This is a genomic window from Herbaspirillum hiltneri N3 (genome assembly GCF_001267925.1).
Lineage (GTDB): Bacteria > Pseudomonadota > Gammaproteobacteria > Burkholderiales > Burkholderiaceae_D > Herbaspirillum > Herbaspirillum hiltneri.
This window is the reverse complement of record NZ_CP011409.1, coordinates 4,153,466-4,174,697: the sequence shown is the minus strand read 5'-3', so window position 1 is coordinate 4,174,697 and position 21,232 is coordinate 4,153,466. Positions and strand designations below refer to the sequence as shown.

Here is a 21,232-nt window from a genome sequence, read left to right as displayed (position 1 = left end):
GGCGGCATTTCTCATTGCTGACGCAGCCCTGACATTATTCGAGAAAATTCCGCCAAGGAAGCGGACTTTGGCGCAAAACCACCACCTTCCGCGCCAAGCCAGTAAAATGCTGACTTCGCCCGGCGTTGCCGCCGGCAAACACTGATTCAGCTCACCCACTTTCCCTCATTTCCCTCAGCATGGACACTATCCTCGCGCTCAAAGCGCTCATCATGGGCATCGTAGAAGGCCTGACCGAATTTCTTCCGATTTCTTCCACCGGACATCTGATCCTTGCCGGCAGTCTGCTCAATTTCGCCGGTCCGGGTTTTTCCAAGGAAAAAGTCGACGTCTTCGAGATCGTCATCCAGGCCGGCGCCATCCTGGCGGTATGCTGGGAATATCGCGTACGCATCGCTTCGGTGCTGGGCGGCTTGTTTACCGACCGCAAGGCGCAGCGCCTGGTGATCAACCTGATCATCGCCTTCCTGCCGGCGGCGATCCTCGGTTTCCTGTTCAGCAAGAAGATCAAGGCGGTGCTGTTCGCACCGGTGCCGGTGGCGATCGCCTTCATCGTCGGCGGCCTGGTCATCCTGTGGGTCGAGCGCCGCAACAAAGGCCGTATGGGCTACTCGTCCTCGCGCATTGATTCGGTCGACGACATGACGCCGCTGGACGCCTTCAAGGTGGGCTGCGCGCAAGCCTTCGCGCTGATTCCCGGCACCAGCCGTTCCGGTGCCACCATCATCGGCGGCATGCTGTTCGGCCTGTCGCGCAAGGCGGCCACGGAGTTCTCGTTCTTCCTGGCGATCCCGACGCTGTTCGCCGCCACCATCTATTCGCTGTACAAGGAACGCGCGCTGCTGAGCGCCGCCGACGTGCCGCTGTTCACGGTCGGCACCGTGGCCGCTTTCGTCTCGGCCTTCCTGTGCGTGCGCTGGCTGCTGCGTTACATCAGCTCGCATGATTTCACCGTGTTCGCGTGGTACCGCATCCTGTTCGGCCTGGTGATCCTCGGCACCGCCTACACCGGCGTCGTGGCCTGGGTCGAGTAAGACAAAAAAGGAAATATCGTGGCAAATGCGTGCAGCGCCGGTCTGGATATCGGTTTCGCCTCTCTCGACTATCTGCAGATCGGTTTCCTCGGCGTGGTGCAAGGCATCACCGAACTGCTGCCGATCTCGTCCACGGCGCATATGCGCATCGTGCCGGCGGTATTGGGCTGGCACGATCCGGGGGCGGCGTTTTCGGCGGCGATGCAACTGGCGGCGCTGGCTGCGGTGGTCAGCTATTTCTGGCGCGATGTCTCGGCGGTCACCACCGGCAGCATCGCCGCGTGGAAACAGCGCGATTTCAACAGCCCGATGTTTCGCCTGGCCGTCGCCATCGTCCTGGCGACCATCCCCATCGGCATCGCCGGACTGGCCTTGTCGCACGTGCTGAACGCCTGCGGCTCGCCGCTGCGCAGCCTGTCGGTGATCGGCTGGTCGTGCATCGCCATGGCGATCTTGCTGGCGATTGCCGAGCTGGCTTGCCGCCACCGTCGCAGCGTCGACGAGATGCGTTTGCGTGACGCGCTGATCGTCGGCATTGCGCAGGTCGGTGCGCTGATTCCAGGCGTGTCGCGTTCGGGTTCGACGCTGACTGCCGCGCTGTTCCTCAATTTCAAGCGGGAAGAAGCGGCGCGCTTTTCCTTCCTGCTCGGCCTGCCGGCGATTGCGCTGGCCGGTCTCAAGGAACTGGCCGTGCTGCTGCACGCGCAGATTCCGCTGCAGGCATGGTCGCTGCTGCTGTTCGGCATCGTGGTGGCGAGCCTGTCGGCGTTTTGCGCGATCTGGGGATTGATGAAATTCCTGGAGCGCTTCTCGACCTGGCCTTTCATTGTTTATCGCGCAGCACTCGGCGCGTTTTTGCTGGTTGCGGTCAGCAAAGGGTACTTGCACTAAATGTCAAAAATCGTGTCAGAGCGCGTTGAGGAGCAGCAGGGTAAGGCGCTGCACATACTCGAAACCGTATTCGGCTACCCGTCGTTCCGCGGCCAGCAGGCCGACATCGTCCAGCATGTCGTACAAGGCGGCGACGCCCTGGTGCTGATGCCGACCGGCGGCGGCAAGTCGCTGTGCTATCAGGTGCCGGCCCTGGTGCGCGACGGCGTGGGCGTGGTGGTGTCGCCGCTGATCGCGCTGATGCAGGACCAGGTCGATGCGCTCGCTGAAGTCGGCGTGCGTGCGGCCTTCCTCAACTCCACCCAGACCTTCGACGAAGCGATGCAGATCGAGCGGCGCGTGCGCAGCGGCGATATCGACTTGCTCTATGTCGCTCCCGAACGCCTGATGACGCCGCGCTGCCTGGACCTGCTGGAAGCGGCGCACATCGCATTGTTCGCCATCGACGAGGCGCATTGCGTATCGCAATGGGGTCATGACTTCCGCCCCGAGTACATCAAGCTGTCGGTGCTGCATGAGCGCTTCCCCAACGTCCCGCGCATCGCGCTGACCGCGACCGCCGACCAGCAGACCCGCGAAGAAATCATCCATCGCCTGCAGCTCGAAGACGCGCGCCAGTTCGTGTCTTCCTTCGACCGCCCGAACATCCGCTATCAGATCGTCGAGAAGGCCAACGGCCGCAAGCAGCTGCTCGACTTCATCGAGAGCGAGCATCCCGACGACGCCGGCGTGGTGTATTGCCTGTCGCGCAAGAAGGTCGAAGAAACCGCCGAATTCCTCAAGCAGAGCGGCATCAACGCGCTGCCGTATCACGCCGGCATGGACTACGCCAAGCGCACTGCCAACCAGGCGCGGTTCCTGCGCGAAGACAAGATCGTCATGGTCGCCACCATCGCTTTCGGCATGGGCATCGACAAGCCCGACGTGCGCTTCGTCGCCCATCTGGACCTACCCAAGAGCATCGAAGGCTATTACCAGGAAACCGGCCGCGCCGGCCGCGACGGCTTGCCTGCCAACGCCTGGATGGCCTACGGCCTGCAGGACGTGGTGCAGCAGCGCCGCATGATCTCCGAGTCGGAAGCCGACGAAACCTTCAAGCGCGTGCTCGGCATCAAGCTCGACGCCATGCTGGGACTGTGCGAGACCTTGCATTGCCGCCGCGTGCGCCTGCTCGACTATTTCGGCCAGCATGGCCAGCAAGCCTGCGGCAACTGCGACATCTGCCTGACGCCGCCGGTATCCTTCGACGGCACCCTGATGGCGCAAAAGCTGCTGTCGACCGTCTATCGCGTCGAGCAGCGCTTCGCCGCTGGCCACGTGCTGGATGTCTTGCGCGGCATCGATGGCGACAGGGTCAAGCAATGGCGTCACGACCAGTTGTCGGTGTTCGGCATCGGCAGCGAGTATGGCGAAGCCGAATGGCGCGCCGTGCTGCGCCAGGTCATCGCGCTCGGTTTGCTGACCGTCGACCACGAAAACTACAGCTCTCTCAAGCTGACCGAAGAGGCGAAGCCGGTCCTGCGCGGCGAACAGAAAATCCAGTTGCGCCAGTACCAGAAACCGGTCAAGCCGAAACGCACGTCCTCCAAATCCAACTACGCCGAAACCGATCTCTCGACCGAAGAGCAGGGGATCTTCGACAAGCTGCGCTGGTGGCGCGTCGAGACCGCGCGCAAGCACAACGTGCCGGCCTACGTCATCTTCCACGACGCCACCATGCGCGAAATCGCCAAGGCCAGGCCGTCATCGCTCGACGACCTGCGCGGCGTCACCGGTGTGGGGGACCGGCTATCAGGAAATTCTGACCGACCCCAGCTACAGCCGCCAGATCGTCACACTGACTTACCCGCATATCGGCAACACCGGCGTCAATGCCGAAGACGTCGAAGCCTCGCAGATCCACGCTGCCGGCCTGATCATCAAGGATCTGCCGCGCCTGACCTCCAATTTCCGCACCAAGCAAACACTGACCGAATACCTGCAGGCCAGCAACATCGTGGCCATTGCCGATATCGACACGCGCAAGCTGACCCGCATCCTGCGCGAAAAGGGCGCCCAGAGCGGCGCCATCGTCGCGGGTGAGACCGACATCGCAGCGGCAACCGCCAAGGCGCTGGAACTGGCGCGCGGTTTCCCGGGGCTGGCCGGCATGGACCTGGCCAAGGTGGTGTCGACCAAACAAGCCTACAACTGGACCGAAACCGAGTGGAAACTGGGTCGCGGCTACGGTCAGCAAATCACGCCGAAATTCCACGTGGTCGCCTTCGACTACGGCGTCAAGTACAACATCCTGCGCATGCTCGCCGAGCGCGGCTGCAAGGTCACCGTGCTGCCGGCGCAGGCGACTGCCGCCGAAGCGCTGGCCCTGAATCCGGACGGCATCTTCCTGTCCAACGGTCCCGGCGATCCGGAGCCATGCGACTACGCGATTGCCGCATCCAAGGAACTGATCGAGCGCGGCATCCCGACCTTCGGCATCTGCCTCGGCCATCAAATCATGGCGCTGGCTTCCGGCGCCAAGACGCTGAAGATGAAGTTCGGCCACCACGGCGCCAATCACCCGGTCCAGGATCTGGACTCCAAGCAAGTGCTGATCACGTCGCAAAACCACGGTTTTGCAGTGGATGCCGCGACCTTGCCTGCCAACTGCCGTGTCACGCACGTGTCGCTATTCGATGGCTCGCTGCAAGGTTTTGCCCGTACCGATAAGCCCGCGTTCTGCTTCCAGGGCCACCCCGAAGCATCGCCCGGGCCGCATGACATCGCCCCCCTGTTCGATAAATTTGTGGCGATGATGGAGAAAAAGAAACATGCCTAAGCGTAACGACATTAAAAGCATCCTGATCATCGGCGCCGGTCCGATCATCATCGGTCAGGCCTGCGAATTTGACTATTCCGGTGCGCAAGCCTGCAAGGCGCTGCGTGAAGAGGGCTACAAAGTCATTCTGGTCAACAGCAATCCCGCGACCATCATGACCGACCCTGAAATGGCCGACGTCACCTACATCGAGCCGATTACCTGGCAAGTGGTGGAACGCATCATCGCCAAGGAAAAGCCGGACGCGATCCTGCCGACCATGGGCGGCCAGACCGCGCTGAACTGTGCACTCGATCTGCACCGCAACGGCGTGCTCGAAAAATACGGTTGCGAACTGATCGGCGCCTCGCCGGAAGCCATCGACAAGGCCGAAGACCGCTCCAAGTTCAAGGACGCCATGACCAAGATCGGTCTGGGTTCCGCACGTTCGGGCGTATCGCATTCCCTGGAAGAATCATGGGCCGTGCAGAAGGAACTGGGCTTCCCGGTCATCATTCGCCCATCGTTCACCATGGGCGGCACCGGCGGCGGCATCGCCTATAACGCCGAAGAATTCGAAACCATCTGCAAGCGCGGCCTGGAAGCATCGCCGACCACCGAACTGCTGATTGAAGAATCGCTGATCGGCTGGAAAGAGTACGAGATGGAAGTCGTGCGCGACAAGGCCGACAACTGCATCATCGTCTGCTCGATCGAAAACCTGGATCCGATGGGCGTGCATACCGGCGACTCCATCACGGTCGCCCCAGCGCAAACGCTGACCGACAAGGAATACCAGATCATGCGTAACGCCTCGCTGGCGGTGCTGCGTGAAATCGGCGTCGACACCGGTGGCTCCAACGTGCAGTTCTCGGTCAATCCGGCCGACGGCCGCATGATCGTCATCGAAATGAATCCGCGCGTGTCGCGTTCGTCGGCGCTGGCTTCGAAAGCGACCGGTTTCCCGATCGCCAAGATCGCTGCCAAGTTGGCGGTCGGTTTCACGCTGGACGAGCTGCGCAACGAAATCACCGGCGGCGCGACCCCGGCTTCGTTCGAACCGTCGATTGACTACGTCGTTACCAAGATTCCGCGCTTTGCGTTCGAGAAGTTCCCGCAAGCCGACAACCATCTGACCACGCAAATGAAGTCGGTCGGTGAAGTCATGGCGATCGGGCGCACCTTCCAGGAGTCGTTCCAGAAAGCGCTGCGCGGCCTGGAAGTCGGCGTTGACGGCATGAACGAAAAGACCACCGACCACGAAACCATCAAGGAAGAACTGGGCGAGCCCGGTCCCGACCGTATCTGGTACGTGGGCGATGCATTCGCGCAAGGTTTCACGCTGGAAGAAGTGCATGGCCTGACGCACATCGATCCGTGGTTCCTGTCGCAGATCAAGGAAATCGTCGACATCGAATTGTGGCTGGAAAATGGCCAGACACTGGAAGGCCTGGACAAGGCGACGCTGTACAAGCTCAAGCAAAAGGGCTTCGCCGACCGTCGCCTGGCCAAGCTGCTGAAGGTCACCGACACCGCCGTGCGCGAGAAGCGCCATGCGCTGAACATCCGTCCGGTCTACAAGCGCGTCGATACCTGCGCGGGCGAATTCTCGACCAACACAGCGTACATGTACTCGACCTATGAGGAAGAGTGCGAATCGAAGCCGACCGACAAGAAGAAGATCATGGTGCTGGGCGGCGGTCCGAACCGCATCGGCCAGGGCATCGAATTCGACTATTGCTGCGTCCACGCTGCGCTGGCAATGCGCGAAGACGGTTACGAGACCATCATGGTCAACTGCAATCCGGAAACCGTCTCGACCGACTACGACACGTCCGACCGTCTGTACTTCGAATCGCTGACATTGGAAGACGTGCTGGAAATTGTCGCGCTGGAAAAACCGGTCGGCGTGATCGTTCAGTACGGCGGCCAGACCCCGCTGAAGCTGGCGCTGGATCTGGAAGCCAACGGCGTGCCTATCGTCGGCACCTCGCCTGACATGATCGACGCCGCCGAAGACCGCGAGCGTTTCCAGAAAATGCTGCAGGACCTCGGTCTGCGCCAGCCGCCGAACCGCACCGCACGCACGGAAGCCGACGCACTGCGCCTGGCGCAGGAAATCGGTTATCCGCTGGTGGTGCGCCCTTCGTACGTGCTGGGTGGCCGCGCGATGGAAATCGTCCACGAGCAACGCGACCTCGAGCGCTACATGCGCGAAGCGGTCAAGGTCTCGCATGACTCGCCGGTGCTGCTGGACCGCTTCCTGAACGACGCGATCGAAGTTGACGTCGACTGTCTGTCGGACGGCGAGCGCACCTTCATCGGCGGCGTGATGGAACATATCGAACAAGCCGGCGTGCACTCGGGCGACTCGGCTTGCTCGCTGCCGCCATACTCGCTGGCGAAAGACACCATTGACGAACTGAAGCGCCAGACAGCACTGATGGCCAAGGGCCTGAACGTGGTCGGCCTGATGAACGTGCAGTTCGCCATCCAGCAAACCGAAGTCGACGGCAAATTGCAAGACGTCGTCTTCGTGCTGGAAGTGAACCCGCGCGCATCGCGCACCGTGCCGTTCGTCTCGAAGGCAACCGGCCTGCAACTGGCGAAGATCGCCGCGCGCTGCATGGTCGGCCAGTCGCTGGACAGCCAGGGCATCAAGAACGAAGTGATCCCGCCTTACTTCAGCGTCAAGGAAGCCGTGTTCCCGTTCGTGAAATTCCCGGGCGTCGACACGATCCTCGGACCTGAAATGAAGTCGACCGGTGAAGTCATGGGCGTGGGCAAGACCTTCGGCGAAGCCTTCGTCAAGTCGCAGCTGGGCGCCGGCGTCAAGCTGCCGACATCGGGCAAGGTATTCCTGAGCGTCAAGGGCAGCGACAAGCCGCGCGCGGTCCAAGTGGCGAAGGACCTGGTCGGTCTCGGTTTCCTGATCGTTGCGACCAAGGGGACAGCCAGCGCCATCAGCGCCGCCGGCATTCCCGTGACCACCGTGAACAAGGTGGTCGAAGGTCGTCCGCATATCGTCGACATGATCAAGAACAACGAGATCACGCTGGTGGTCAACACGGTCGAAGAAAAGCGTACGGCGATTGCCGACTCCGGCGCCATCCGTACTTCGGCGCTGGCGGCGCGCGTGACGACGTTCACGACCATCGCCGGCGCAGAGGCTGCGGTGGAAGGCATGCGCCATCTGGATGCGCTGGATGTGTATGATTTACAAGGGCTGCATAAAGCTATACACTAAACCCACATACACGTTTTATTGCTAGCCACAGAGGGCATCTGAGTATTCGATGCCCTCTGTGTCTTTTTTAACGGCAAACTCTGTATTTGCCCGCGAGGGCTGTTGGGACATTGCGTTGGACGGGCGACCGTCTCAGGGCAATGTCCCAACAGCCTTATGGGGCAAGTCATACAAAAGTGCCTCATTTTTTTGTTGAGAGTTTTATGAGTACAGTTCCCATCACCAAGTATGGTGCAGAGCTTCTGAAGGAAGAGTTGCAGCGTCTGAAAACCAAAGAACGTCCGGCGGTCATCAACGCGATTGCCGAAGCGCGTGCGCAAGGCGATCTGTCGGAAAATGCCGAATACGATGCCGCCAAGGAGCGCCAGGCTTTCATCGAAGGCCGCATTGCCGACCTCGAAGGCAAGCTGGGTTCGTCGCTGGTCGTCGATCCGGCGACATTGAGTTCGGGCGCCGATGGCCGCGTGGTGTTTGCCGCGACGGTTGATCTGGAAAACCTGGACAGCGGTGAAAAGGTGACCTACCAGATCGTCGGTATCGACGAAGCCGACATCAAGGTGTCGAAGGTGTCGGTGACGTCGCCGATCGCACGTGCATTGATCGGCAAGAGCGCCGGCGACGTGGTTGCCGTCGAAGCGCCGTCCGGCGTGCGCGAGTATGAAATCCTGGAAGTGCGTTACGTTTAAGCCGTAGCGCAAAGGCCGGCGCAGGCGCTGTTGATGAATGCTGTTTGAAATCGACGGCGCTGCGGCGGTAAAAAAATGCCCGCTGTCGCGGGCATTTTTTCTTGTGCTGACCGGATGAAAAACGGCCCGTCAGCCCATGGATTTCTTGGCGCTTTTCTGACGCGGTTTGGCGCGCTTGATCGAGCCGCCTGCGGTAACGCGTTCGTTGCCCTTGATCATGACCTTGGTCACCGATGGACGCTTGGTGCCGCTGGCGCTGGGTTTGACGATGGTGACTTCGCGCATGCCCTTGCCGCGTGTTTCGCTGCGTTCCTTGATGGCGTCCTTTTTCGGACGGAAGATCACCAGCAGCTTGCCGATGTGTTGCACGGGAGCTGCTTTCAGCTCTGCGCAGATGGTGTCGTAAATCGCGATGCGCGCTTCGCGATCATCGCCGAACACGCGTACTTTGATGAGGCCATGGGCGTTCAGGCTGGCGTCGATTTCTTTGGTAACGGCCGGCGTCAGGCCGCCTTCGCCGACGATCACGACAGGGCTCAGGCCATGCGCTTCGGCACGCAATTCACTGCGCTCTGCAGGAGTAAGTTTCAACATAGTTTGTTTCCGGTGGGAGAGCGGCTTGTAGCCTGAGGCCGGCAAGAACCGGACCGAACTCTGTCCCTCAATATTTAAAACCAGTATTCTACGCGAATGGCAAAGAAGAAATTAAACAAAAACTGGCTGCACGATCACATTAACGACCCGTATGTGAAGCTTGCGCAGAAGGAAGGCTATCGCGCGCGCGCGGCCTACAAGCTCAAGGAAATCGACGAGGAAGAGAAGCTGATCAAGCCCGGCCAGGTCATCGTCGACCTCGGTTCGACGCCCGGCAGCTGGTCGCAATACGCCCGCAACAAGCTGGCCGGTCTCGAAGGCGGAGGCATCCGCGGCACCATCATCGGGCTGGACATGCTGCCGATGGATCCGATCGCCGACGTCCACTTCATCCAGGGCGACTTCCGCGAGGAAGACTCTCTGCGCCAGCTGGAAGCGATCCTGGATGGTCGCCAGGTCGACCTGGTGCTGTCCGATATGGCGCCGAACCTTTCCGGCGTGGCGATTTCCGACGCGGCGCGGGTCGAGCATCTTATCGATCTGGCAATTGAATTCGCTCAGGCGCACATGAAGCCGACCGGCTCCGTCCTGGTGAAATGCTTCAACGGCACCGGTTACAACGAGCTGGTGCACAAATTCCGCGCCGAATTCAAGACGGTGACGTCGAAGAAGCCCAAGGCCAGCCGGGACAAGTCGTCGGAAATTTTCCTTTTGGGCAAGATCCTGAAAAATCCGAAGTAAGTCCTGCGGTGTCCGGTGTTTTATCGTAAAACTTGCGTGATAAACCGGCGTTTAGCCCATTTTTCTCCTTGATTTCACGCTATCCGGCCACACATCGACTGCAGGGAGCCTTCCTTTTTGCATGTCCGAAAGGCATCGTTTGCGCCGGTTTTGAAGGCGTTTCCGACGTGATGTTGCCGTCTTTCCGCATTCAAGTTTGTCCGCCTGTTTGCCGTAGTTCAGAGCAGGACTGCCGGTATGGACGGTTTCCTAGTAAGCGCAGATGAATCCGAGTAAAATCGGATATATATAAGGTAATGAGGCGCGCTCGCGTCGGAGGAGTTCTAGTGAACAACATGTTTTCCAAAGCCGCCATCTGGGTGGTCATCGCGCTTGTGCTGTTTATGGTCTTTAAACAGTTCGACAGCCGCAGCCTGGCGTCGGGCGCTACACCGATCGCTTACTCCGACTTCATCAGCGAAGTAAAAGCCGGTCACATCAAGGACGCCACCATCGAAGATCGCAGCATCGTCGCGACAACCCAAGATGGCAAAAAGGTCAAAACCGCCGCGACCTATCTGGACCGCGGCCTGGTCGGCGATCTGCTGAACAACGGCGTGAAATTCGACGTCAAGCAGCCTGAAGAACAATCCTTCCTGTCGCAAGTATTCATCTCCTGGTTCCCGATGCTGTTGCTGATCGGCGTGTGGGTGTTCTTCATGCGCCAGATGCAGGGCGGCGGCAAGGGCGGCGCGTTCTCCTTCGGCAAATCGAAGGCGCGCATGCTCGATGAAAACAGCAATTCGGTCACCTTTGCCGACGTCGCCGGTTGCGATGAAGCAAAGGAAGAAGTGCAGGAGCTGGTCGAATTCCTGCGCGATCCAACCAAATTCCAGAAACTCGGCGGCCGCATTCCTCACGGCGTGCTGATGGTTGGTCCTCCGGGTACCGGTAAGACATTGCTGGCTCGCGCAATTGCCGGCGAAGCCAAGGTGCCGTTCTTCACCATCTCCGGTTCCGATTTCGTTGAAATGTTCGTCGGCGTGGGCGCATCGCGCGTTCGCGATATGTTCGAGAATGCCAAGAAGCACGCACCGTGCATCATCTTCATCGACGAAATCGATGCAGTCGGCCGCCATCGCGGCGCCGGCATGGGCGGCGGCAATGACGAACGTGAACAGACACTGAACCAGATGCTGGTCGAGATGGATGGCTTCGAAGCCAACTCCGGCGTCATCGTGATCGCTGCAACCAACCGCGCCGATGTACTGGACAAGGCGTTGCTGCGTCCGGGCCGTTTCGACCGCCAGGTGATGGTCGGTCTGCCGGATATCCGCGGCCGCGAACAAATCCTCTACGTCCACATGCGCAAGGTGCCTATCGCGCCTGACGTCAAGGCCGATATCCTGGCGCGCGGCACGCCCGGCTTCTCGGGTGCCGACCTGGCCAACCTGGTTAACGAAGCCGCATTGTTCGCCGCGCGCCGCAGCAAGCGCCTGGTGGAAATGCAGGACTTCGAAGACGCCAAGGACAAGATCGTCATGGGTCCGGAACGCAAGTCCGCCGTGATGCGCGAGGAAGAGCGCCGCAATACCGCCTTCCATGAATCCGGCCATGCCGTCGTCGCCAAGCTCTTGCCGAAAGCCGATCCGGTCCACAAGGTCACGATCATGCCGCGCGGCTACGCACTCGGCCTGACCTGGCAGTTGCCTGAGCATGACCGCGTCAACATGTACAAGGACAAGATGCTCGAAGAGATCGCCATCCTGTTCGGCGGCCGTATCGCAGAAGAGATCTTCATGCATCAGATGTCGACCGGCGCTTCCAACGACTTTGAGCGCGCAACCAAGCTGGCGCGCGCCATGGTGACCCGTTACGGCATGTCCGAAGCGCTGGGCACGATGGTCTACGAGGACACCGAGCAAGACGCCTACTTCGGCCGCATGGCATCGAAGACCGTTTCGGAAGCGACGCAGCAAAAGGTCGATGCGGAAATCCGCAGCATCCTTGACACGCAATACGCGCTGTCGCGCCGCCTGCTGGAAGAGAATCGCGACAAGGTCGAAGTGATGGCGCAAAAGCTGCTCGAGTGGGAAACCATCGACGCCGACCAGATCAGCGACATCATGGCAGGCAACGAACCGCGTCCGCCGAAGTCCGGTCTTCCGGCCAAGAAGTCTTCCGACAATACGCCAGGCGATATTTCGCCGACCGCTACCGCTCCCGCCTGATCACGGGGCAGGGCACGAAGCTGGTCTCGGGGTGAGGAGCAATCCTCGCCCTTTTTCTTTGTTTCGTCTCCAGGCGGTTAGCTGACAGCGGCATGCAGTCCGGAGGCGGGCGAATCAATAACGACAATATCGCCTTGGGCGCCTCAGGCGCCAGTTTGAAAAGATGCAGCTTCAATGAATCAACACTATCTACAATGCGGGCGCTATCGCCTTCCCATCGCGCCGGGGCGCAGGCCTCTGGTCATGGGCATCCTCAACGTCACTCCCGATTCCTTTTCCGACGGCGGCAGCTACTCTGCGCTTGAGTTCGCGTTGTCGCATGCCGAGCAGATGATCGCCGATGGCGTCGACATCATCGACATCGGCGGCGAATCGACCCGCCCCGGGATTCCGCCGGTGCCGCTTGACGAAGAGCTGCGGCGGGTGATGCCGGTGATTTACGCCCTGCGCGATTGCGGCAAGCCGCTGTCGATCGACACGTACAAGCCGGAAGTCATGCGCGAGGCCTTGATCGCCGAGGTGGACATGATCAATGACATCAACGGCTTCCGCGCTCCCGGCGCCATTGACGCGGTCAAGGACAGTGCTGCCGGTCTGTGCATCATGCACATGCAAGGCGATCCGCAAACCATGCAGCAGCAGCCGAGCTATGGCGACGTGGTGGAGGAAGTCACCACCTTCCTGCAGGAGCGGGTCGTCGCTCTGAAAGCGGCGGGAGTGGAACATGATCGCATCTGCATCGATCCCGGTTTCGGCTTCGGCAAGAGCGTTGAGCACAATTACGATTTGCTGCGAAATACGCGCCGGCTGATCGATACGCTCGGTCTCCCGCTGCTGGCCGGCATGTCGCGCAAATCCATGATCGGCGCGATCACCGGCAAGCCGCTCGACCGGCGTCTGGCCGGCAGTCTTGGCGCGGCCTTGGCAGCGGCGGCACAAGGTGCGATGATCATTCGTGTGCATGACGTTGCGGAGACCGTGGACGCACTCAATGTGTGGCAGGCCGGCATGGCCGCTACGGTGTGAAAACAATTTATAAAAATACCTGACAAGAGAGAGCTCAGAATCATGGCAGCAAAGTATTTTGGTACCGACGGCGTGCGCGGACGCGTGGGAACTGCGCCGATCACGCCCGATTTCGTCATGCGCCTCGGCTACGCCGCCGGCAAGGTATTGACCAAGTCGTGGTCTTCTTCGGCCAAGCCGACGGTGCTGATCGGCAAGGACACGCGGATTTCCGGCTACATGCTGGAAGCCGCGCTGGAGGCCGGTTTCGCCGCTGCCGGGGTGGATGTGATGCTGGCCGGTCCGGTGCCGACGCCGGCGGTAGCCTACCTTACGCGCGCGTTGCGGCTGTCGGCCGGCGTGGTGATTTCCGCGTCGCACAATCCGTACCATGACAATGGCATCAAGTTTTTCTCAGCGTCGGGCAACAAGTTGCCGGACGCAGTGGAAGCCGAGATCGAAGCGGAACTCGAGCAGCCTATGGATTGCGTGTCTTCCGAAAAGCTGGGCAAGGCCAGGCGCCTGGACGACGCCCAGGGACGTTACATCGAATTCTGCAAAAGCACTTTCCCGAGCGACCTCGATCTGCGCGGCATGCGCATCGTGGTCGATTGCGCGCACGGCGCCGCCTACCATATCGCGCCGCACGTGTTCCACGAACTCGGCGCCGAAGTCATCACGATCGGCAACAAGCCGGACGGCCTCAATATCAATGAAGGTTTTGGCGCGACGGCGCCGGAGGCCTTGTCCCGCTCCGTGCTGGCCAACAAGGCGCAAATCGGCATTGCGCTTGACGGCGACGCCGATCGCCTGGTGATGGTCGACGCCGCCGGCCGTATCTACAACGGCGACGAGCTGCTGTACGTGATGGTCAAGGATCGTCTCGCCGCCGGGGCGGTGCCGGGAGCAGTGGGCACGCTGATGACCAACATGGCGCTGGAAGTGGCCTTCAAGAAAATGGGCATCGGCTTCGCGCGCGCCAAGGTGGGCGACCGCTATGTACTCGAAACCCTGCAGGAGCGCGGCTGGCTGCTGGGCGGCGAAGGTTCGGGCCATCTGCTGTGCCTCGACAAGCACACCACCGGCGACGGCATCGTCTCGGCGCTGCAGGTATTGTCCGCGCTCAAGCGCGCCGGCTTGAGCCTGGCCGACATGACGGCCGACATTCGGCTCTATCCGCAAGTACTCATCAATGTGAAGATCCCTGCCGGCTTCGACTGGAAAACCAATCCCGGCATGCAAGCCGAAAAGGCCGCCGTAGAAAAGGCGCTGGGCGACAGCGGCCGCGTACTGATCCGTCCTTCCGGCACCGAGCCGTTGATTCGCGTGATGGTCGAGGCGCAGCAGGCTGACGTTGCGCAGACGATGGCCAGGCGGATTGCTGATAAAGTAACGGCCTGAAGCGTGCGTTGACGCCGGTCGGTCCGACCGGCTGCAGGCGCACGGGGCAAGGGGCAGGCCGGGAAGGGCTGCCGCCCGCTGATGCCGCTCCATGGCGTCGCCCATTACAAGTCAAAACATATCCGCGAATGTCAAAAGACCAGTTACACATCTTGTTAGTCGAGGACGAGCCCAGCATCGCCGAACTGCTGCGGTTCACCATGCAGGGCGCCGGATTCATTACGTCCATCGCCAGCGACGCGGCGCAGGCACGCAAGCTGATCGCCGACGCTTTGCCGCATCTGGTGTTGCTGGACTGGATGTTGCCCGATACATCGGGCCTGGGATTGTTGAGCGAATGGCGCCGCGACGCACGCACGGCTGCTTTGCCGGTGATCATGCTGACCGCCAAGGGCATGGAAGAAGACAAGGTCAAGGGGCTCAACGAAGGCGCCGACGACTACGTCACCAAACCGTTTTCGCCGAAAGAGCTGGTGGCGCGTGTGCAGGCGCTGCTGCGCCGCAAGGCGCCGGAAGTCGGACAGCAGAGCCTGGCCTATGGACTGGTCGGCATCGACACCGAACGTCATCGCGTGACGGTCGATCGGCAGGAGATCACGCTCGATCAGGCCGAATTCAAACTATTGCGCTACCTGGTGGCGCATCCAGAGCGTATTTTCTCGCGCGCACAATTGCTGGACAAGGTCTGGGGCGACCACACCTTCATCGAAGAGCGCACCGTCGACGTCCACATCATGCGCCTGCGCAAATCGCTGGGCGCCGCCGCCGACTACGTCAAGACCGTGCGCGGCATGGGCTACAAGCTCAGCATGGAAGAAAAATAGTCCGGACACCTTGCGACGGCGTTCACTGCCGTCGCTGCAACTGCATGGCGCTTCGCTGCACCGCGCACCGTCAATCCAGCGGAATCGAACGGTGGCGATTCACCTCCTGCGGCGACACAAAGCCCGCGCGATTATCCCAGCTGTTCCGGATGTACGACACCACGGCAGCCACTTCCTGATCGTTGAGCATTTGTCCGAACGGCGGCATGCCGTAAGGACGCGGATTGCCCTCCGTGGACGGCGGGAAGCCGCCGTTCAACACCATCCTGATCGGATTCACGGCCGAACCCATCGTCAAGGCACGGTTGCCGCTCATCGGCGGATAAGCCGCCGTGTTGCCCTTGCCGTCGGCCTTGTGGCATTCGGCGCAATGCTGCTCATAAATCTTCGCACCCGCCTGCATCATGCGATCCGCCGCGGCCTTGTCCGGTTGCGGCGTATCGAGCGCGGGCGGCGGATCGTTTTGCGGCAATGATTTCAGATATACCGCCATGGCCTGGATGTCATTGTCGTCGAGATGCTGCAGGCTGCGGCTGACGACTTCCGCCATCGGGCCGAACACGGTGCTGCGCGGCGACACGCCGGTTTTCAGCAAGGCGGTGATGTGTTGCAGCTCCCAGTTGCCCAGGCCGGCTTCGGCGTCCGACGTCAGCGACGGCGCGTACCAGTTCATGATCGGGATCAAGCCACCGCCGAGGTCGGATTTGGCGACCGTCGCGCCGAAGGCGTTGCGCGTGGTGTGGCAGGCGCTGCAATGGCCCAACCCCTGCACCAGATAGGCGCCGCGGTTCCACTCCACGGATTGTGCGCTGTCGGCGCGATAAGCCCCGGGTGTGAAGTACAGCGCGCGCCAGCCGGCCAGCAGGATGCGGTTGTTGTATGGGAAGCGCAGCGCATGTTCCTGGCTGGGTTGGCGCACCGGCGTCACGGTCTGCATGTAGGCGAACAGTGCGTCGGAATCTTCGCGGGTGATCTTGGTGTAGTTCGTGTACGGGAAGGCCGGGTAGAGAAAGCTGCCGTCCTTCGATTTGCCATGATGCAGTGCGCGCCAGAAATCGTTCGCGCTCCAGGAGCCGAGGCCGGTTTCCTTATCGGCCGTGATGTTGGGCGCATACATGGTGCCGAATGGCGTCGAGATGGCGCGTCCGCCCGCATAAGGCTGGCCGCCCCGTGCGGTGTGGCAGGCCATGCAGTCGCCGGCGCGGGCGAGATAAGCGCCGCGTGCAACCTGCCGTTCGGTGGCGGGAGCCGGCGGAGCCGATGCGGTCGCTGCACTTTCCGCGTCGTAGTGATCGATGAACTCGGCGCCGATGATGACGGCCGGCACGACGATGATCAGCAACAGCAGCGCCAGCAGGATACGTTTGATGGATGTCATGGCGTGCTCCCTATTCCGCCACGCTACCGCAAGGCAGTGGCAACTTGATTGCCGCTGCGGCGGCGGGGCGTGCGCCTTCCGGGACGGTTTGCGCGGCCAGCCAGCTGCTGGCGGCGTTGATGTCTTCCAGCGACAGCCGTTGCGTGATCTGCGCCATGCAATCCGGCGCCTTGGCTTTGCGTACGCCGTTTTTCCACGCGCCGAACTGCGAGTTGATGTAGTCGCGCGGCAAGCCGATCAGGCCGGGCACGGCCGGGGCCACGCCGGTCAGCGCCTGGCCGTGGCAGGCGATGCAGGCCGGGACTTTTTTGCTGCTGTCGCCGTTCATGACCAGCGTGCGCCCGCGTTCCAGTACGGCCGGCGTCGCTTCCACCGGCTGCGGCGCCGGATAGGGCGGATGCTGGGCGGAGAAATACGCGGCGATTTCGTGCAGGTAAGCGTCCGACAAATGATCCAGCAGGTAAGTCATCAGCGGATACTGGCGATGGCCATCGCGGAAATTGGTCAGTTGATTGTAGAGATAGCCTTCCGGCTTGCCAGCGATGCGCGGATAGTAGCCGTCGCTGGAAGCGCGGCCTTCCTTGCCGTGGCAGGCGGTACAGGCGGCCACGCGTTGGGCGATGGTATCGGGCAATTGCTGGGCGTGGGCAGGGGCAGCGGCGACAATCCAGAGCGCCGACAGCGCCAGTAGCGCAACGTGCGCAATGCGAGAAAATCGTGCGGCAACAGGTGAAAGCATGAGGCTGGCCATATAGTCTCGTTGTAAGTTATATGAGGCGAGCTGATCGGCGACGGAGTCGAATGATCGCGTGGTGTTCGCATTGTAACGGAGCGCTCCTTTATTATGCCTGCACACCCGTTATGCAAAAATCGAAGTACAGTACGGGCTGTTGCAGTACAGATCAATGATAAAAGGCAAAATCCAATCATGAGCGACAAGTCCTTCGAGCAGGCCGTCGTTGCCGAGCGCAGCATGCTGGTGCGGTTCGCGCGCCTGCATTTGCAGGAAGACGCCGCCGAAGATGCCGCCCAGGAAACCTTGCTGGCGGCCTTGCAGAACCCGGCCGGTTATTCCGGCAAATCCGCGTTGCGCACCTGGCTGGTCGGTATCCTCAAGCACAAGATCATCGACGTGTTGCGCAAGGAAAAGAAATACGTCCAGGCCGGCCCGGCGGAAATCGGCGATCCGGGCGACTTCGACGTTTTGTTCGACGATACCGGCCATTGGGCCGAGGCGCCCGCCGACTGGGGCAATCCGGCCGAAACGCTGCAGCAGGCGCAGTTCTTTGACATCATGGATTTTTGCCTGAACAAGCTGACGCCGGTGATGGCGCGGGTGTTTTCCATGCGTGAGCTGTTCGAGTTCGAGATTGCGGAAATCTGTAAAGAGCTGAAGATCACCGCCGGCAATTGCAGCGTCCTGCTGTATCGGGCGCGCATGCAGCTGCGCTTGTGCCTGGACCAGAACTGGTTTGAAGGGCGCAAGGCCTGAGGCCGGATCTGACCCGCCGAACTTTCCTTCCGTCTCCGCAGCCGTTACAATAGCGCCCACGCCCCCGTAGCTCAGTGGATAGAGCGATCCCCTCCTAAATACAATTGGGCACCGGCATCCGAAAGGCGCCGCGTGAATGGAGTCAAATTCGGTGAACCCTGACAGCGCCTGTTTCGTACAAGCGGCTGCTGGCAATACCGAGCCAAGCCGCATCGGATCTCATGGTGCGGAAGGTGTAGAGACTAGACGGCTCCGGCCTGCGGACTGCAAGTCCATGGCCAAGGTATAGTCCAGACCACAAACAAGTTTCTTGGTGGCGAAAGCCATGGTGGTACGAAGGGATAGGTCACACGTTCGATCCGTGTCGGGGGCGCCAGACAAAAAAAGCGCAGAAGATTTTCTTCTGCGCTTTTTTCTTTTTGCGGCCGGATCAGTGGCGGATCAGTGACGGATCAATGGCCCTGATACAGATTCTCCTTGCCCGGCGCCTGCGAAGAGGAGGCCGGGCCGGACGATGGCGCCGCCTGCGTTTCCGAGTTCGGATTCTTCGACCAGCCGAAGAAGTTCGACAGCGCATCGACTACGCCGCCGCCTTCAACTCCCAGCGAGGCGACGAAACCGTTGCCCGGCGTGAAGTTCTCATAATACGGTTCGCCGTCGATGAACCGGATCCCGGCCGGCGCCGGCGTATCGGATTGCGGCGTTCCGCGCAGCGCCACGCCCATGTAATCGACCCAGATCGGCAATGCCAGTTGCGCGCCGAATTCCTTGCTGCCCAGGCTCTTGGGCTGGTCGTAACCCATCCACACCACGGTCGTCAACGTGCGCTGATACCCGGCGAACCAGCCGTCGAACGCATCGTTGGTGGTACCGGTCTTGCCGGCCAGATCGGTGCGTTTGAGCGAATTGCTGCGGGCCCCCGTGCCACGCTGCGCCACCGATTGCAGCAGGCTGGTCATGATGTAGCTGTTGCGCTCGTCGATTGCGCGCGGAGCGTTGTTGCCGACGATCAGCGGATCCGCCTTGGACAGCACCTTGCCGCGGGCGTCGGTGATCTGTGTGATCAGGTAAGGATTGATCTTGTAGCCGCCGTTGGCGAAGATGGCATAGGCCGACGCCAGCTGCAGCGGCGTGGTTTGACCTGCTCCCAGCGCCATCGGCAGGTAAGGCGGCACCTTGTCGGTATCGAAGCCGAAATGCTGGGTGATGAAGTCCTGCGCATACTTCACGCCGATCGCGTCCAGCGTGCGGATGGCGACCAGGTTGACCGATTTTTGCAGCGCGGTGCGCATCGCCATCGGACCGGCCGGCGGATCGTCGTCCTTCGGTTCCCAGTTCGGCTGGCCGTTGCCGGCCGGATAGGATACCGGTGCATCGTTGATGATGGAGGCGGGGGCAAAGCCTTTTTCCAGCGCCGCCGAGTAGATGAAGGGCTTGAAGGTCGAACCGGGCTGGCGCCAGGCTTGCGTGACGTGGTTGAAGTTGTTCTGCGTGAAATCGAAGCCGCCCACCAATGCCCGGATGGCGCCGTTCTGCGGCGTCACCGATACCAGCGTGGCTTCCACTTCAGGCAACTGCACGATCTGCCAGTTCTTTTTGCCGTCCTGCATGACGCGGATCACCGCGCCCGGGGCGATGCGGATTTCCTTCTTGGCCTTGGGGCCCAGTGCGGCTGCGACGAACTTCAGCGTGTCGCCCGACAGCGTGATCTTGTCGCCGCTGCGAATCACCGCCTGGATTTGTTTCGGGTCGGCTGACACCACGACGGCGGCAAGAATGTCGTCATTGTCGGGATAGTCGTCCATGGCGTCGTCGATGGCCTGGGCGCGATCTTCCTCCTTCGACGGCAGCTCGATGGTTTCTTCCGGGCCGCGATAGCCGTGACGGCGGTCGTAATCCATTACGCCCTTGCGCACCGCATCGTAGGCGGCCTTCTGGTCAGCGGCGTTGATGGTGGTGGTGACGGTGATGCCATGGGTATAGGTGTCTTCCTTGTACTGGGCGTACACCATCTGGCGCACCATTTCATTCACGTATTCGGCGTGCACGTTGTACTGGTTGCCTGGCGCACGCACTTGGATGTCTTCCTTCACAGCTGCGTCGTATTCCTTTTGCGTGATGTATTCGAGGTCGAGCATGCGCTGCAGGATGTATTGCTGGCGGATATGCGCCCGCTTCGGATTGACGATCGGGTTGTAGGCCGAAGGCGCTTTCGGCAGGCCTGCCAGCATCGCGGCCTGGGCCAGCGTGATGTCCTTGATGTCCTTGCCGAAATAGGTGCGCGCGGCGGCGGCGAAACCGAAGGCGCGTTGACCCAGGTAAATCTGGTTCATGTACACCTCAAGGATCTGGTCCTTGCTCAGCGCCGCTTCGATCTTGTTGGCCAGCAGCACTTCATACAGTTTGCGCGAGACGGTTTTTTCCTTGGTCAGGAACACGTTGCGGGCGACCTGCATGGTGATCGTGCTGGCACCCTGGCTGGCGTGACCGCGCACCACGTCGGTCGCGATGGCGCGCGCGATGCCGATGTAGTCGATGCCGCCGTGCTGGTAAAAACGGTTGTCTTCGATGGCCAGCACCGCATTCTTCATATTGGCCGGAATGTCGTCGAGCTTGACCAGGCTGCGCTTTTCTTCGCCGAATTCGCCGAGCAGCACGTTGTCCGCGGAGTAGATGCGCAGCGGAATCTTCGGCCGGTAATCGGTGATCACATCCAGCGAAGGCAGGCGTGGATTGATGAAGATCAGCGCATAGGCGATGATCAGCGCGCCGATGATGACGAGGCCGAGCACCGAGAAGGCAAGGAACTTGGCGATGTTGGGATTGAGGAAGCCGCGTTGAAGCGAAAGACGGTGCAAGCGAGAGTTAAAGCGCATGGTTATTGTTGGAAACCGTGGCAAAGTCAGGGTGGCGCGCGCCAGCCTGATCTTGA

At 61.0% G+C, this 21,232-nt stretch carries 14 protein-coding genes and 2 pseudogenes; 12 read left to right on the top strand and 4 right to left on the bottom strand.

Going from position 1 to position 21,232, the window contains the following annotated elements; genetic code table 11:
* The first annotated feature begins 179 nt into the window (after positions 1-179).
* The 6 genes and pseudogenes from F506_RS18895 to greA all read left to right on the top strand — a co-directional run bounded on the left by F506_RS18895 (position 180) and on the right by greA (position 8,655).
* Entirely contained in the window at positions 180-1,034 is an 855-nt protein-coding gene (locus F506_RS18895; RefSeq protein WP_053199980.1) for an undecaprenyl-diphosphate phosphatase, read from the top strand.
* Between the two features lie 18 nt (positions 1,035-1,052).
* Positions 1,053-1,925 carry an undecaprenyl-diphosphate phosphatase gene (locus tag F506_RS18890; RefSeq protein ID WP_053199979.1) on the top strand — a complete coding sequence of 291 codons (873 nt, stop codon included), beginning with the start codon at positions 1,053-1,055 and terminating at the stop codon, positions 1,923-1,925.
* A pseudogene (gene recQ, locus F506_RS18885) lies at positions 1,926-3,713 on the top strand (DNA helicase RecQ); the annotation flags it as partial.
* Positions 3,709-4,743: pseudogene (gene carA / locus F506_RS18880) on the top strand (glutamine-hydrolyzing carbamoyl-phosphate synthase small subunit); the annotation flags it as partial. The pseudogenes recQ and carA, both read left to right, overlap by 5 nt.
* Positions 4,736-7,969, top strand: coding sequence for a carbamoyl-phosphate synthase large subunit (gene carB, locus F506_RS18875; protein ID WP_053199975.1), 3,234 nt, complete (start codon positions 4,736-4,738; stop codon positions 7,967-7,969). The pseudogene carA and the gene carB, both read left to right, overlap by 8 nt.
* 203 nt (positions 7,970-8,172) lie before the next feature.
* Positions 8,173-8,655: a transcription elongation factor GreA gene (greA, locus tag F506_RS18870; RefSeq protein WP_053199973.1), complete on the top strand. Its 483-nt coding sequence runs from the start codon at positions 8,173-8,175 to the stop codon at positions 8,653-8,655.
* Between the two features lie 129 nt (positions 8,656-8,784).
* Here the strand turns inward: greA and F506_RS18865 are convergent, their stop codons facing one another.
* Complete coding sequence (locus tag F506_RS18865; RefSeq protein ID WP_053199972.1) at positions 8,785-9,249, bottom strand: YhbY family RNA-binding protein; 465 nt, start codon at positions 9,247-9,249, stop codon at positions 8,785-8,787.
* 96 nt (positions 9,250-9,345) lie between these two features.
* Here F506_RS18865 and F506_RS18860 point away from each other — a divergent pair, with 96 nt between their 5' ends.
* The 5 genes from F506_RS18860 to phoB all read left to right on the top strand — a co-directional run bounded on the left by F506_RS18860 (position 9,346) and on the right by phoB (position 15,430).
* Positions 9,346-9,990: an RlmE family RNA methyltransferase gene (locus F506_RS18860; protein WP_053199969.1), complete on the top strand. Its 645-nt coding sequence runs from the start codon at positions 9,346-9,348 to the stop codon at positions 9,988-9,990.
* A 326-nt stretch (positions 9,991-10,316) separates the two neighbouring features.
* Positions 10,317-12,200 carry an ATP-dependent zinc metalloprotease FtsH gene (gene ftsH, locus F506_RS18855; RefSeq protein WP_053199968.1) on the top strand — a complete coding sequence of 628 codons (1,884 nt, stop codon included), beginning with the start codon at positions 10,317-10,319 and terminating at the stop codon, positions 12,198-12,200.
* Positions 12,201-12,374: 174 nt separating this feature from the next.
* On the top strand, positions 12,375-13,226 hold the full coding sequence (gene folP / locus F506_RS18845; protein WP_053199964.1) for a dihydropteroate synthase: 852 nt from the start codon (positions 12,375-12,377) through the stop codon (positions 13,224-13,226).
* 42 nt (positions 13,227-13,268) lie between these two features.
* Positions 13,269-14,606 (top strand): phosphoglucosamine mutase, encoded by a 1,338-nt coding sequence (gene glmM / locus F506_RS18840; protein ID WP_053199962.1) that lies wholly within the window; start codon positions 13,269-13,271, stop codon positions 14,604-14,606.
* A gap of 128 nt (positions 14,607-14,734) precedes the next feature.
* Entirely contained in the window at positions 14,735-15,430 is a 696-nt protein-coding gene (phoB, locus tag F506_RS18835) for a phosphate regulon transcriptional regulator PhoB (RefSeq protein WP_053199960.1), read from the top strand.
* Positions 15,431-15,500: 70 nt separating this feature from the next.
* Here phoB and F506_RS18830 read toward each other — a convergent pair whose 3' ends face one another.
* The gene (locus F506_RS18830) at positions 15,501-16,799 is read right to left on the bottom strand and encodes a c-type cytochrome (protein ID WP_053201788.1); all 1,299 of its coding nucleotides are present in this window, start codon (positions 16,797-16,799) and stop codon (positions 15,501-15,503) included.
* Between the two features lie 19 nt (positions 16,800-16,818).
* A complete protein-coding gene (locus F506_RS18825; RefSeq protein ID WP_235471241.1) occupies positions 16,819-17,559 on the bottom strand; it encodes a c-type cytochrome in 741 nt (246 codons plus the stop codon).
* A 177-nt stretch (positions 17,560-17,736) separates the two neighbouring features.
* Between F506_RS18825 and F506_RS18820 the strand changes: the two genes are divergently transcribed.
* Positions 17,737-18,300: a sigma-70 family RNA polymerase sigma factor gene (locus F506_RS18820; RefSeq protein WP_053199958.1), complete on the top strand. Its 564-nt coding sequence runs from the start codon at positions 17,737-17,739 to the stop codon at positions 18,298-18,300.
* A 452-nt stretch (positions 18,301-18,752) separates the two neighbouring features.
* On the opposite strand, the gene F506_RS18815 is transcribed toward F506_RS18820, so the two are convergent.
* Positions 18,753-21,176 (bottom strand): penicillin-binding protein 1A, encoded by a 2,424-nt coding sequence (locus F506_RS18815; protein WP_053199955.1) that lies wholly within the window; start codon positions 21,174-21,176, stop codon positions 18,753-18,755.
* Positions 21,177-21,232 lie beyond the last annotated feature (56 nt).

Coding starts and splice junctions, on each gene's coding strand:
- F506_RS18895 (WP_053199980.1), top strand. CDS start 180: ATGGACACTATCCTCGCGCTCAAAGCGCTCATCATGGGCATCGTAGAA.
- carB (WP_053199975.1), top strand. CDS start 4,736: ATGCCTAAGCGTAACGACATTAAAAGCATCCTGATCATCGGCGCCGGT.
- greA (WP_053199973.1), top strand. CDS start 8,173: ATGAGTACAGTTCCCATCACCAAGTATGGTGCAGAGCTTCTGAAGGAA.
- F506_RS18865 (WP_053199972.1), bottom strand. CDS start 9,249: ATGTTGAAACTTACTCCTGCAGAGCGCAGTGAATTGCGTGCCGAAGCG.
- F506_RS18860 (WP_053199969.1), top strand. CDS start 9,346: ATGGCAAAGAAGAAATTAAACAAAAACTGGCTGCACGATCACATTAAC.
- folP (WP_053199964.1), top strand. CDS start 12,375: ATGAATCAACACTATCTACAATGCGGGCGCTATCGCCTTCCCATCGCG.
- glmM (WP_053199962.1), top strand. CDS start 13,269: ATGGCAGCAAAGTATTTTGGTACCGACGGCGTGCGCGGACGCGTGGGA.
- phoB (WP_053199960.1), top strand. CDS start 14,735: ATGTCAAAAGACCAGTTACACATCTTGTTAGTCGAGGACGAGCCCAGC.
- F506_RS18825 (WP_235471241.1), bottom strand. CDS start 17,559: ATGGCCAGCCTCATGCTTTCACCTGTTGCCGCACGATTTTCTCGCATT.
- F506_RS18820 (WP_053199958.1), top strand. CDS start 17,737: ATGAGCGACAAGTCCTTCGAGCAGGCCGTCGTTGCCGAGCGCAGCATG.
- F506_RS18815 (WP_053199955.1), bottom strand. CDS start 21,176: ATGCGCTTTAACTCTCGCTTGCACCGTCTTTCGCTTCAACGCGGCTTC.